Here is a 13435-nt window from a genome sequence, read left to right on the forward strand (position 1 = left end):
CCTCCCGCTAGCCCCGGAACCCGAGGACGCTGATGAACTCCCGCTCGCCGTCGGCGGTTCCGGTGCCGATCAGCGTGGTGGCGGGCTCCTTGCGGCCGAAGCCGGCCGAGTACCAGCCCAGCGGCGGCGTGCTCTCGCCGCGGTGCGCCCGCCAGGCCAGCTGCCCGGGCAGGTCGAGCACCGCGGAGCGGTCCTGGCCGTCCCTGGTCCAGGTCAGCACGGCCCGGTGGCCGGTCAGTTCGGCGCTGACCGCCGGGCCGAGGTGGAACGCCAGGCGTACGACCCGCGCCGGGCCGCGCACCTGGTCGACCACCCGCAGCTCCCGGGTGGCGGCCGTCAGCTCCACCCGGCGGCGGTGCACCGTCTCCTGGTAGCCGTCGTGCTCGGCGCACCAGCGGGCCACCGCCGGGTCGGAGGTGTCCGCGACCAGGACGCGGGTGCGGGCGTGCCTGGTCCACAGGAACGGGCCGCCGGGGACGGACTGGTCGGTGCCGGCCAGCTCCAGGGTGTTGTGGCCCAGCGTCGAGCGGAAGTAGCGCCGCCACTCGGGCTGCCCGTGGTAGCAGTACGTCCCCGGGTCGGCGAGCACGTCGACGCCCTCGTAGCGGACCTCCACGGACAGCGCGTCGGCGTGGCCGTGCGCGGCGATGGACAGGAAGCCGTGCGGGCCGCCGTCGCAGCGGCACCAGATCTCGCCCGTACGACTCTCCCCGGGGTCGCTCCACGCCGGGGCCCGCAGCACCGTCATGCCCGCGTCCGGGAGGTGCACCGGCCGCGCCGCCGGGCGGGCCACCGTGCCGTCCTGGGCGTACGGCCGCAGCAGCGCGGCCAGCAGCGGGGTGCGCACATCGGTGCCGGTCACCGCCGGCCACCAGGGGAGCCGGCCGAACACGGCCTCCCCGGTGGCCAGCAGCGAGGCCCAGCGGTCGCTGCCCGCGCCGTCCAGGACCAGGCCGTGCCCGTCGTCGGCGTCCCCCTGGCGGGGCGGGCGCAGGCGCTCGTCCACCACGGCCGCGAGGGCGTCGGTCATCCGCAGCAGCACCAGCCGGACGGTCCCGGGGACGGGCACGGCGGCCGCGTCCGCCTCGGCCACCGCGGCCAGGCCGAGCTCCAGGACCAGTCCGTGGTACTCGGTGGCCAGTTCGCGGTTGAGCCCGGAGGGGAAGGTGTTGGCGCGCAGCTGCCGCTCCAGCGAGCGCAGCGCGTCGGCGCGCCAGCGCTCCGAGGCGGGGAACCAGTCGAACGCGCAGGCCGCCGCGAACTGCCCGGCGTCCTCGGCGATCACGTGGTTGTTCGCCGAGGAGCCCCGGCTGGGGAAGGCGGCCAGCCAGTGCTGGTGGTGCCAGATCTGCTCCAGTGCCACCGGGTTGTCCTCGAACAGCCCGGCCGCGCCGGGCCAGCCGTCGAGCAGCCGGCGGACCCACACCCAGGACAGCAGCCGGATGCCCAGCTCGATGCCGCTGATCCAGTGCACGCCGCGCAGCGGCGGGTTGGCCTGCCACCAGGACCGCAGGTGCTCGGCCGCCCGCTCGGCGTACCGCTCGTTGCGGGTCAGCGCGTAGGCGGCGGCGAGCACCGTCAGGTGCTGGTGCCGGGACGGCTCCCAGATCTGCTTGATGTCGCCGACCGCGTCCTCCTCCCGGTAGGGCAGGTCGAAGGCGTAGCCGTCCGGGGCGCGTCGGCCGGTCTTCGGGTCGAGCCACCAGTCCGGGGCGGCCAGGTCGGCGCGCTCCACCCCGAAGTACTCGGCGTGCCCGTCCATCAGCCGGTCCGCCGCGGCGACCAGCCGCTTGGCGGCGTCCGCCGGGACGGCGGCGAGCGCCCCGGCGGGCAGAACGGCGGTGAACCGGGCGCCGGTGACGGCCGGGGCGCTCGGCGGCGCCGCGCGCCACCGCCGCCGGCGCAGCACGTCGCCGGCCCGGCCGCCGACCTCCTGCGGTCCCATCCGGGACAGCCGGCGCAGGTACCAGCCCGGACTCATGGTCACTTCGGCCCCGCCAGGGTCACCGGCGCGCCGCCGGACAGGGCGGCCTGGACGGCGAGGGTGGCCGCCGTGGTGGCGACCAGCGACTCCAGCGGTACCGGCATCGGCCCGCCGGTCCGCACCGCCTTGACGAACGAGGCCAGTTCGGCGGACTGGCCCTTGTCCCGGGCCTTCGGCAGCCGGGAGCTGACCCAGCGCTTGCGTCCGGCCGTGCCGCTGAAGTGCACCGAGGCGCGGACGAAGTCGTCGAGCTTGAGCACCTTGCCGTCCGCGACCAGGTCCAGCGTCTCCTTGGGGAAGCCGGGCGCGCCGGTGGTGACGTAGCTGAGGGTGGCGGTGGAGCCGTCCGGGTAGCCCAGCACGATCTGCAGGTCCTCGTTGCCGGCCGGGGCGACGGCGTACACCGAGACCGGGTCGGCGCCCAGCAGCCAGCTCGCCGTGTCGATGAAGTGCCCGCCCTCGCCCGCGAACCGCGAGCCCTCGGTGCCCTGCTGGAGGTACCAGCTGCCGTGCTGGAGCCGCCCGGCGTTGACCAGGTAGCGCAGGCTCGCCGGGCCGCTGCGGGCTCCGAAGTGGCTCCTGGCCTCGCGCAGCAGCGGCGCGAAGCGGCGGTTGAAGCCCACCTGGAGGCGGTCGTTGCCGGACTCCTCCACCGCGGCGAGCACGCGCGCCAGGTCGTCCTCGGTGAGGGCCAGCGGCTTCTCCACGAACACCGGCTTGCCGGCCAGCAGCGCCCGCTCGGTCAGTGCGGCGTGCGAGCTGTGCCGGGTGACCACGAAGACCGCGTCGATCGAGTCGTCGCCGAGCACGGCGTCCAGGTCGGTGGTCGCCCGGTCGAAGCCGAACTTGCGCTGGGCGTTGGCCGCGGACAGCGCCGTGGTGGTGACGACGGTGGACAGCGCGACGCCCTCGCGCTGGGCCAGGTGCGGCAGCAGCATCGACGTCGCGTAGTTCCCCGCGCCGACGAACGCCAGCCGCACCGGCGTTCCGGCCGGCCGGGCGGGGGCGGCGGCCCGGCCCGGGCGCCGCACCTCGGGGACGGCCAGCGTCGGGGCCTGCGCCGCCGGCCCGGCCTCGGCGCCCGGGTACTGGAACAGCACCGCCACGGCCTTCAACTCGCCGTCCTTCAAACGCCGGTAGGTCTCCACCGCGTCGTCGAAGTCGGCGATGTGGGAGATCAGCGGCGCCACGTCCACCCGGCCGCGGGCGGCGAGGTCGAGGAAGCAGGCCAGGTTGCGGCGCTCGGTCCAGCGCACGTAGCCGATCGGGTAGTCCCGGCCCGCGAGCTCGTACTCCGGGTCGTAGCGCCCGGGGCCGTAGGAGCGGGAGAACCGGACGTCCAGCTCCTTCTCGTAGTACGCGTTCCAGGGCAGGTCGAGGCGGCACTTGCCGATGTCCACCACCCGGCCGCGGTCCCGGCTCAACTGCGCGGCCAGCTCGACGGGTTGGTTGCTGCCGCCGCCGGCCGCCAGGTACACCTGGTCCACGCCGTGGCCGTCGGTCAGCTCGGCGACGGCGGTCTCCACCACCGCGGAGCCCGGATCGCCGCAGGCCACCGCGCCCAGCCGCTCGGCGAGTTCGCAGCGCACCGGGTCGGGGTCCGCCCCGACCACCCGGACGCCCGCGGCGGTGAGCAGCTGCACCACCAGCTGGCCGATCAGCCCCAGGCCGATCACCAGCGCCACCTCGCCGAGCTGCGGCTCGCCCTGGCGCACGCCCTGGAGGGCGATGGACCCGACGGTGCCGAAGGCCGCGTGCTGCGGCGCGAGGCCGTCCGGGACCGGGGTGTAGAGGTTCTTCGGCACCCAGTTCAGCTCGGCGTGCAGCGCGTGCTCGTTGCCCGCGCAGGCCACCAGGTCGCCGACCTTGACGTCGTCGACCCCGGCGCCGACCTGCTCCACCACCCCGCACAGCGAGTAGCCCAGCGGCGTGTAGGAGTCCAGCTTGCCCATCACCTTGCGGTAGGTGGCGGGCAGGCCGTTGGTGGCGACGCTCTGCATGACCTTGGCCACCTGGTCGGGGCGCGAGCGGGCCTTGCCCACCATCGACATCCCGGCCTCGGACACCTTCATCAACTCGGTCCCGGTGGAGATCAGCGAGAAGGCGCTGCGCACCAGCACCCCGCCCGGCTTGCACCCCGGCACCGGCACGTCGAGCACCGACAGTTCGCCGCTCTTGTAGTTCTGCACAACCTGTTTCACCGGAAGTCCCCTTGCTTCTCTCGCAGTTCAGTGGGCGGCGGAGCCTGAGGTCGCGCCGCGGTACCAGTACTCCAGGGTCAGCACGTGCCACAGGTGCTTGGAGAAGTCCTGCTGCCCGGCGGCGTCCTCGGCGGCCAGCCGGGCCAGTGCGTCGCGGCGCAGGAAGCCGGAGCGCACCAGCTCGCCGTCGTTGATCACCTCGCGCACCAGCGGGGCGAGGTCCCGGCTCATCCAGGCCCGCAGCGGCGCGCTGAACAGGCCCTTGGGCCGGTAGACGATCTCCCGGGGCAGCACGGAGGTGGCCGCCTCCTTGAGCACGGCCTTGCCCTGGCGTCCGACGATCTTGCGGTCGCCGGGCACCGTGAACGCGGCCCTGACCACCTCGACGTCCACGTACGGCACCCGCACCTCGGTCGACGCGGCCATGCTGGAGCGGTCGGTGTAGGCGAGGTTGAGGCCCGGCAGGAACATCCGGGCGTCGCCCAGGCACATCCGGTTGACGAAGTCGTCGAGCTCGTTGTCCCGGTAGACGTCCGCGTGCTCGTCCAGCACGTCCTGGACCGTCCCGGCGAGGTCCGGGTCGACCAGGGCGAGCAGCTCCTCCCGGTCGTACATGGTGTAGCTGCGCCGGAACGCCGTCTCCTCCGGCAGGTCGGCGAAGGAGAGGAAGCGCTTGGCGAACCGCACCGAGCGCAGCCCCCGGTTGGCGGTGGCCACCGGCAGCCGGTCCACCGCGGCGGACAGGCCGCGCCGCAGCGGCCGCGGCACGCGCTGGTAGCGCAGCGCCAGCTGGTTGGCCAGGTGCTTGCGGTAGCCGGCGAACAGCTCGTCGGCGCCCATCCCGGAGAGCAGCACCTTGACCCCGGCTTCCCGGGCGGCCGAGCAGATCAGGAAGGTGTTGATGGCCGCCGGGTCGCCGATCGGCTCGTCCAGGTGGTACGTCATCCGCGGCAGCAGGTCCAGCACGTCCGGGGCGATCTCGATCTCGTGCAGGTCGACGCCGAACTGCGCCGCCACCTGCCGGGCGTAGCGCAGGTCGTCCGGCATCGCCTCGAACCTGGCGTCCTCGGCGCGGAAGCCGATCGTGTAGGCGGAGATCCCCGGGCGGTCGCGGGCCGCCAGTGCGGTCAGGTAGCTGGAGTCCAGTCCGCCGGAGAGGAAGGTCGCCACCGGGACGTCGGAGAGCAGGTGGCGCCGCGTCGACTCCTCGACGATCGCGGCGAGGTCCGGCAGTTCGCCGGCCCGGGCCCGTTCCCGGCCCTCGGCGGCGACCTCCCGCAGGTGCCAGTACCGGCCGCGCTCCACCCGGCCGTCGGGCCGGCAGCGCAGCCAGCTGCCCGGCGGCAGCTTCTCCGCCTCGCGGTACGCGCACCGGGAGTCCGGCACCCAGTAGTAGAGCAGCGAGGCCACCATCGCCGCGTGGTCCACCTCCAGCGAGCCGCCGGTGGCGGCGGCCAGCGCCTTGAGCTCGGAGGCGAACACCAGGCCCTCGCCGCGCCGGAGCAGGAACAGCGGCTTGATGCCGAGCTGGTCGCGGGCGAGCACCAGCTCGCCGGTCCGCTCGTCGAAGACCCCGAAGGCGAACATGCCGCGCAGCCGGGGCAGGCAGTCGGTGCCCCAGCGCCGCCAGGCCTCCAGCAGCACCTCGGTGTCGGAGGTGCCGCGGAAGCGCACCCCGGTGGCGGCCAGTTCGGCACGCAGCTCGGGGGCGTTGTACAGCTCGCCGTTGTAGGTCAGCACCAGGCCGTCCTTGGCCATCGGCTGGGCGCCCGTCCCGGAGAGGTCGACGATGGCCAGCCGGCGGTGCCCCAGGTGCACCTCGCCGTCGCCGAGGGAGTGGCTGTACCGGCCGGCGCCGTCCGGGCCGCGGTGGGCGAGGGTGTCGGTGAGCAGGTCGGTCACGACCTTCCCGTCCGGCCACCGGTACGTTCCTGCGATGCCGCACATGTCCTACCTCGCCTCCTGGTCGATGTCCGGGACCCGTGCGGTCCAGGCCGGTAGTCGTTCGGTCCGCCGTCGGCCCAGCCAGATCAGCCGGGCGGGCCGTTCGTCGCGGTCGGGCGGCGCGGCGGGCGGCCCGTCCCAGCGGGTGCCGTCGGTGCGGTCGCGCGGGTCGGGGTCGATCAGCACCACGCCGAGCACCGGGACGCGCTGCTCGGCGAGCTGGCGGGCCACGGTGTGCAGCCAGGCGGCGCTGCCGGCCCCGGCCCGGACGACGAGCACCGTCCGGGTGCCGAGGTACCGCAGGTCGGTCCAGGCCGTGCCGGGCGCCACCGAGCCGACGCCGACCCGGCGCTCCTGCGGCTGCGGAACGGCCCCGGCCTGTTCGCCGCGGACCACGGTCGGCTCCCCCGGCTTCGCGGTGCGCCGGGCGAGCTGCGGTCCGGGCAGCCCGTCGACGACGACCACGGGGCCGTCCTGCTCGGTCAGCGCCCCGGCGAGGTCCAGGGCGAGCGCGCCGGTGCTGTGCGCGCAGCCCAGTTCGAGCAGCGACACCGGCTCGGCGCAGCCGCGCACGGTGCGGGCCAGGGTGGCGGTGACCCGCTCCCGGGCGGCCCTGGTCCGGCGCAGCTGCCAGCGGCCGCGCGAGCGGCGCGGCACCCGCGCCAGCTCCGCGATCACGGAGGCGCCGAGGTGGGCCGCGATCTCCCGGCGCAGCACCGGGCGGTCCGCCACCACCGCGCCGACGGCGGCCACGGCGATCCCGAGGAACAGCCCGAGGACGGCTCCGATCCCGGCATCGGTGGCGGCCGTCTTCGGCAGCGACTGCCGCACCGCGTGCGGGGCGTCCACGATCTGGGTGCCGGCCACCAGCCGGGGCGCGCCGACCTTGGCCTCGGCGGCGCGCTGGCCGAAGTCGGTGATCCGGGCGGTGAGTTCGGCCCGGCTGGCGTAGAGCGACTCCAGGTTGGCCGGCCCCTTGGCGCCGTTCGGCTGCGTGCCGGTGCCGATCTGCTGGTTGACCTGGTCGAGTTCCTGGCGCATCCGGTCGCGCTGGTCGAGCAGGGCCTTGGACTCGGCGTCCGCGGCCTCCTGGATCCGCTGCACGTGGTCGGCGACGAAGGCCTCGGCCAGCGCCTTGGCGCGGGCCTGGGCCTCGGCGTCGCTCTTCCCGGTCACGGTGATCTCCAGCAGGTTGTTGGTCAGGCCCGCCCCCGCGTACTCCTTCATGAAGTCCTCGGGCTTCTCGGCGGATCCGAGGGCTTTCAGCGCCGCGCCGGCGATCCCGGTGGTCTGGAGCAGGGCGGCGTCGGTGCGGATCAGCGTTCCGGGGTCGTTCGGCTGGTCCGCCGCGTGGGCGACCAGCACCTTGGCCGTCGCGCTGGGCGGCGGCGGCCGCAGGACGGCCAGTGCCGCGCCGGCCAGCAGGCCGAGCAGCGCCAGGGCGCACCAGAGGCGGCGGCGCCTGCGCACCGCGACCACCAGCGACTGGAGGTCCAGCAGTGGAGCGGCGGTCGACGACTCCCCCGTCGTACTCGTCGTCACCCCGATCATCCCCCCGTTTCGTCATCGGCTTCGGACCGCGCCGCGGCGGCGCCCGCGAGCACCGGCTCGGCGCCGCCCGTACGGCGGCCGGTCGGGCGCTCGGGGCCGCCCTGGACCAGGTCGGCCACCACGATGCCGACCAGCTCGTGCTCGGCGTCCGCGCACGCCCCGGCCAGGCCGGCCAGCTCCCCCGCCGTCCAGCTGCCCGCGCTGAGCACGACCAGGGCGCCGGCCTCCTCCTCGCGGTCCGGCACCAGCGGCCGGGTGACCGGCACCCCCACGACCCGCAGCCGCGGCTCGCCGCCCGCCTCGGCGGCCAGCCGGTCGGCGGCCCGGCGGGCCGGCTCGTCGCCCTCCGGGACGACGACCAACAGCCCGCGCGAGGGCGGCAGTTGCTCCCGGATCCGGGTGCAGACCCGCCGGTAGCGCAGCTGCCGGCCGGCCTCGTCGCCGGAGGCGTGCGGGGTCGGCAGGTCCCACCGGACGTCGGTGCCCAGCACCCGGCGGAGCAGAGCACGCGGGCCGCGCGCCGCCGACCGCCGCGCGGCCCGCCCGCCGGGGACGTCGACGGTGCCGAGCAGTTCGGTGCCCAGCGCGGCGGCGATCTCCGGTTCGGTGCGCAGCCGACGGCTCATCCGGGCGGCCGTGAGGTGCCCGACCACCCCGAGCAGGAGGAACACCAGCGCGCCGGCGGCGACGAGTTGGACCCGGGTCGGCGGTGCCTGGCCGGTCGGCCGGGCCGCCGTGCCCATGACGACCATGTTGGCCTTGCTGGCGGCCAGGTCGACCTGGTCCAGCTTCTTGACGGCGTCCTGCAGCGCGGTGCGCAGCTTCTCCAGCTCGGTACGGACCTGCACGCTCTCCACGGTCTGCCCCGGCCCGACCGAGTTGGCCAGGTCGGTGATGCGCTGGCCGGTCTGGACGACCAGCTGGCGCAGCTGCTCGGGCTGGGCCGCCTCGGGGTCGGTGCCGTCGCCCGCCATCCGCGCGGCGAAGCCGACGAACTGCTTGGCCATCTGGTCGGCGAGCTGCTGGGCGCGTTCCGGGGTCTCCGCGGTGCCCGAGATCTTGATGATGTTCCCGTCCGCGGCGGTGGCGCTCACCCGGCTCTGCAGCTTGGCGCCGTTGACCCCGCTCCACTTGAGCGCGGCGGCCGCCCGGTCGACCACCACCGAACTGGTCGCGATCTCCGCCTGGGTCATCAGCTCGCGCTCCTGCCAGACCCCCGGCAGCAGCACGGACGACGAGGTGGTGTAGCTCGGCGGGAACAGCAGTGAGCTGCCGTAGCCGACCAGCGCCCCCAGGACGGTGAGGACGGCGAGCAGCCGCCACCGCCGACGGAGGATCCGGCTGATCGTGACCAGGCGGATCGTGTCCTCGCTCAACGGCGCTGCCTTCTCCCCGCCCTACCCCGGCCGCCCGCCGCCGGGGCGCCGTCACCGCAGGCGGCGGCGTAGGCGGCGAGCAGGGCCCGCTGGGAGTTCCGCCAGGCGAGCGGCCCGTTGATCCGCTCCTGGCCGACCTTGCCCATCAGGGCCCGCCGCTCCGGGTCGTCCATCAGCTGCGCGACCAGCCGGGCGAACTCGGACTCGTCGTTGGCGGGCGCGTAGAGGGCGGCGTCACCGGCGGAGACCCGGGCCTCCCGGAGGTCGAAGGAGACCATCGGCCGGCCCATCACCATGTACTCCAGGACCTTGTTCATGGTCGACACGTCGTTGAGCGGGTTGCGCGGGTCCGGGGAGAGGCAGACGTCCGCGGTGGACAGGTAGCGCGCCAGGTCGGCGTCGGACACCCGGCCGGTGAACTGCACCCGGTCGGCGAGTCCGAGCCGCCGGGACAGTTCGACCATCGCGTCGAAGGTGTCGCCGCCGCCCACGAACACCGCGTGCCAGTCGGTCCGGCCCTGCTCGTCGCGCAGCTTCGCCAGCGCCCGCAGGGCGTAGTCGACACCGTCCTGCGGCCCCATCACGCCCAGGTAGCACAGCAGATGGGGCTGTCCGCGCTTGAGCTCCGGCTCGGGCGGCACCGGGCGGAAGCGGGCGGTGTCGGGCGCGCTGCGCACCACGAAGACGGACTCCGGCCGCTTGCCGCCGCGGCGCAGCGCGACGTCCCGGTAGCTCTCGTTGGTGGCGAGCACGACGTCCGCGGCCCGGTAGGTCATCCGCTCCAGCGCGCACACGCCCCGGTAGAGCAGGTCCTCGCCGCGGTCGAAGCGGGAGAGGTACAGCTCCGGCACCAGGTCGTGCTGGTCGAAGACGAACCGCGCGCCGCGCCGTTTCAGCCACAGCGCGGGCAGGAACAGCAGGTCGGGCGGGTTGCAGGCGTGCACGACGTCGACCGGGCCGACCTTGCGGGCCAGCCGGGCGGTGTGCCAGAGCGCGCTCCCGTACTCCCGCAGGTAGCCGGCCGGACCGCCGGTGGCCGCCCGGAGCGGGTAGCGGTGGATCCGCACCCCGTCGATCACGGCCTCCGGCTCGGTGTCCCGCTTGCTGCCCTGCGGGCAGATGACGTCCACCCGCCAGCCCGCGTCGCGCAGGGTGGTGCACTCCTGCCACACCCGCCGGTCGAACGGCACCGACAGGTTCTCCACCAGGATCAGCGCGCGGCGTCCCCGCCCGTCGCCGACCGCGTCATCGAACATCGCGTCACCAGGCAAGGCCCACGTACCCCGGTTCGGTCCGGCGCCGCTCGGCGTCCGGAAGGCGGACGAGGTCGACGATCACCGCTCCGTCGCCCTGCGGCAGGGCCGACAGCACGGCCTCGTCCCTGGTGCCGACCACGCACACCTCGGCGTGCTCCAGCACCTCGGCGACGGAGGGCACCAGCAGCTGCGCGAGGTGCGGCAGCCGGGTCTCGATGTACTCCCGGTTCGCCCCGAGCAGCCGGGAGAGGTGCACGTTGGGGTCGTAGATCCGCAGGTCGTAGCCCTTGCCGAAGAGCCGCTCGGCGAGTTCGACCAGCGGGCTCTCCCGGAGGTCGTCGGTGCCGGGCTTGAAGGACAGGCCGAACAGGCCCACCCGGCGCTTGCCGGTGCGCTCGACCAGCTCCACCGCGCGCTGGAGGTGGTCGGCGTTGGAGGCCAGCACGTGCGAGAGGATCGGCACCGAGACGTCGGCCCGGTGCGCGGCGTGCACCAGGCTGCGCAGGTCCTTGGGCAGGCAGGAGCCGCCGAAGGCGAAGCCGGGCCGCAGGTAGGCGGGGCTGATGTTGAGCTTGCGGTCGGCCAGGAAGACGTCGACCACCTGGTGCGAGTCCACCCCGAGCGCCTGGCAGACCGCGCCCAGCTCGTTGGCGAAGCCGATCTTGAGGCCGTGAAAGGCGTTGTCCGCGTACTTGATCGCCTCGGCCACCGGGACGGGCACCCGGAACACCTCGCCCGGCAGGCCCTCGTAGAGCGCCGCGACCACGTCGCCGCTGGCCGCGTCGAGCTCGCCGATCACCGTCTTCGGCGGGTCGAAGAAGTCCCGCACGCTGGTGCCCTCGCGCAGGAACTCCGGGTTGACCGCGACCCCGACGTCCACCCCGGCGGTGCCGCCGAGGTGCTTCTCCAGGATCGGCACCAGCAGGTCGAGGCAGGTGCCCGGGAGCATGGTGCTGCGGAACACGACGGTGTGCCGCCCGCCCTTCTCGGCCGCCGCCGCACCGATCTGCTCGGTGACCCGCTCCAGGTAGGTGGTGCACAGGCTGCCGTTGGCCGCCGAGGGCGTGCCCACGCAGACCAGCGACACGTCGCTGCCCAGGACCGCCTCGCGGACGTCCGCGGTGGCGCGCAGCGCCCCGGACCGCACCATCTCGGCGGTCAGCTCGCCGATCCGCTCCTCGACCACCGGGGCCCTGCCCTCGTTGACCAGGTCGACCTTCACCTGGTTGACGTCCACGCCGATGACCTCGTGACCGAGGCTGGCCAGGCACGCGGCCGACACGCAGCCCACGTAGCCGAGCCCCAGGACGCTGACCCTCATGACCCGTTCCTCCCCTCGGGCCGGCCCTCACGGCCGACCGTCCGCGCGTCGTCGCGACGACGCCCCCCAGCAATGGCCATCAGTACGCCCCCTGCCCCTGGAGCACCGCACGCAGCGTCTTCCAGAGGATCACCGTGTCCAGGGCGAGCGACCAGTCCTCCACGTACCGCAGGTCCAGTCGGACCGCCTCCTCCCAGGGCAGGTCGCTGCGCCCGCTGATCTGCCACAGGCCGGTGAGCCCGGGCTTGACGAGCAGTCGCCGCCGGATGTCCGGGCCGTACGCGGCGGACTCCTCCGGCAGCGGCGGGCGCGGGCCGACCAGCGACATCGAGCCGGCCAGCACGTTGAGCAGCTGCGGCAGCTCGTCCAGCGAGTACCGGCGCAGCACTCCGCCGACCCTGGTCACCCGGGGGTCCCGGCGGAGCTTGAACAGCAGGCCGGCGCCCTCGTTGCGGTCGGCCAGCCCGGCCTTGGCCCGGTCGGCCCCGGCCACCATGGTGCGGAACTTGACCAGGGTGAACTGGCGGCCGTCCTTGCCGACCCGGTGCTGCCGGTAGAGCACCCCGCCGCGGCTGTCCAGCGCGACGAGCAGTCCGACGCACAGCATCAGCGGCGAGAGCAGCACCAGCAGGACCGCGGCGCCCAGCCGGTCGACGACCGCCTTGACCGCCCGGGGCCCGCCGGTGAAGGCGGGCATGCTGACCCGCAGCATCGGGATGCCGAGCACCGCGTCGACGTGCAGCCGCGGTCCCGCCACCTCCATCAGCACCGGCGCCACCACCATCTCGGCGTCGCCGCCCTCCAGGTTCCAGGCCAGCCGTTGCAGCCGGTCCGGCGACCAGTGCGGGTCCGGCGTGATCGCGACCACCCGGTAGCCGTCCCGCCGGACGTGGTTGGCGACGTCCGCCAGCCGGCCGACCACCGGCACGCCGTCCAGCCGGTCGCCGTCGGGGCCCAGCGCGTACGGCGTGCAGACCGCCTCCACCCGCCAGCCCAGGTGCGGGAACTTGCGGGTCCGGGCGATCAGGTCGCGCACGGTGGCCGGGCTCCCGGCGGCGAGCACCGGACGCAGGCACCGCCCCCGGTTGCGCTGCTCGTGCAGCCACAGCCGCAGCAGGTAGCGCTCCGTCATGGTGACGACCGTGATCGCCGGGATCGCGACGAAGATCCAGAGCCTGATGTTGTGCGAGGAGAGGGCGATCCCGCCGAGCGCCAGGACGACGGCGGCCGTGAACAGCGAACGGCCGAGTCGGCGGAATTCCTCCGCCCCCTGGCCGAGAACCGCCGGTGCCCACGCCCGGGTCGTCCCGAGCGCCCCCAGCACCAACAGTTCGGTGCCGAAGGCCAGAATTCCCCATTTCTCGTGCCAGTTGGCCGCGTCCCGGACCCCGAAGAAGCCGCCGATGGCCGCCACCACGAAGGCGGTGGCCACCGTATCGCTGATGATCACGGTACGGCGGTACTGCTGCTCCCAATCGCGCTCGGGCCGGCCGAATTTCCCGCTCCCCGGATGGCTCACCCGGGTCGGCGCGAACCGGCCGACTAATTCCCCCTCCTTCTGCTCGACCGCTCCTGCTCCCGCCCCCGCCAGGCCGTCAGTGGGTTCGACGTGCTCGCTCCACACGGTTCCTCCCCCCGGGAGGCGGCTGCCTCCCGCACCTGATTCCTCCCCCCGGGAGGCCCTGCCTCCCGTGTCGCGCCGTTCCTGGCCGCGCACGGCAACGCCGCCGGAAATGGCGGATCCGCCATTGCGGCGCTACGCGGACTTCCCACCGGGCACCGGCAGACCGGTACGTCCTGCC

General features: G+C 74.5%; 8 protein-coding genes. All 8 read right to left on the bottom strand.

Annotated elements, in window-relative coordinates; all coding sequences use genetic code 11:
• Positions 1–7: 7 nt before the first annotated feature.
• The 8 genes from ACFY2K_RS31720 to ACFY2K_RS31755 all read right to left on the bottom strand — a co-directional run bounded on the left by ACFY2K_RS31720 (position 8) and on the right by ACFY2K_RS31755 (position 13152).
• Positions 8–1981 (bottom strand): alginate lyase family protein, encoded by a 1974-nt coding sequence (locus ACFY2K_RS31720; protein ID WP_380592550.1) that lies wholly within the window; start codon positions 1979–1981, stop codon positions 8–10.
• 2 nt (positions 1982–1983) lie between these two features.
• Positions 1984–4185 (bottom strand): bi-domain-containing oxidoreductase, encoded by a 2202-nt coding sequence (locus ACFY2K_RS31725; RefSeq protein WP_380592540.1) that lies wholly within the window; start codon positions 4183–4185, stop codon positions 1984–1986.
• Positions 4186–4212: 27 nt separating this feature from the next.
• Positions 4213–6132, bottom strand: a complete 1920-nt coding sequence (gene asnB / locus ACFY2K_RS31730; protein WP_380532147.1) for an asparagine synthase (glutamine-hydrolyzing) — start codon at positions 6130–6132, stop codon at positions 4213–4215.
• Positions 6133–6135: 3 nt separating this feature from the next.
• Positions 6136–7671 (bottom strand): Wzz/FepE/Etk N-terminal domain-containing protein, encoded by a 1536-nt coding sequence (locus tag ACFY2K_RS31735; RefSeq protein WP_387716120.1) that lies wholly within the window; start codon positions 7669–7671, stop codon positions 6136–6138.
• Positions 7672–7676: 5 nt separating this feature from the next.
• Positions 7677–9056 carry a Wzz/FepE/Etk N-terminal domain-containing protein gene (locus tag ACFY2K_RS31740; protein ID WP_387716122.1) on the bottom strand — a complete coding sequence of 460 codons (1380 nt, stop codon included), beginning with the start codon at positions 9054–9056 and terminating at the stop codon, positions 7677–7679.
• Positions 9053–10312 (bottom strand): glycosyltransferase family 4 protein, encoded by a 1260-nt coding sequence (locus ACFY2K_RS31745; protein ID WP_387716124.1) that lies wholly within the window; start codon positions 10310–10312, stop codon positions 9053–9055. The genes ACFY2K_RS31740 and ACFY2K_RS31745 overlap by 4 nt, the downstream gene beginning before the upstream one ends.
• A 4-nt stretch (positions 10313–10316) precedes the next feature.
• Positions 10317–11633 carry a nucleotide sugar dehydrogenase gene (locus ACFY2K_RS31750; RefSeq protein WP_380525013.1) on the bottom strand — a complete coding sequence of 439 codons (1317 nt, stop codon included), beginning with the start codon at positions 11631–11633 and terminating at the stop codon, positions 10317–10319.
• A 79-nt stretch (positions 11634–11712) separates the two neighbouring features.
• Entirely contained in the window at positions 11713–13152 is a 1440-nt protein-coding gene (locus ACFY2K_RS31755; RefSeq protein ID WP_380525012.1) for a sugar transferase, read from the bottom strand.
• Positions 13153–13435 lie beyond the last annotated feature (283 nt).

Source organism: Kitasatospora sp. NPDC001309 (genome assembly GCF_042896295.1).
GTDB lineage: Bacteria > Actinomycetota > Actinomycetes > Streptomycetales > Streptomycetaceae > Kitasatospora.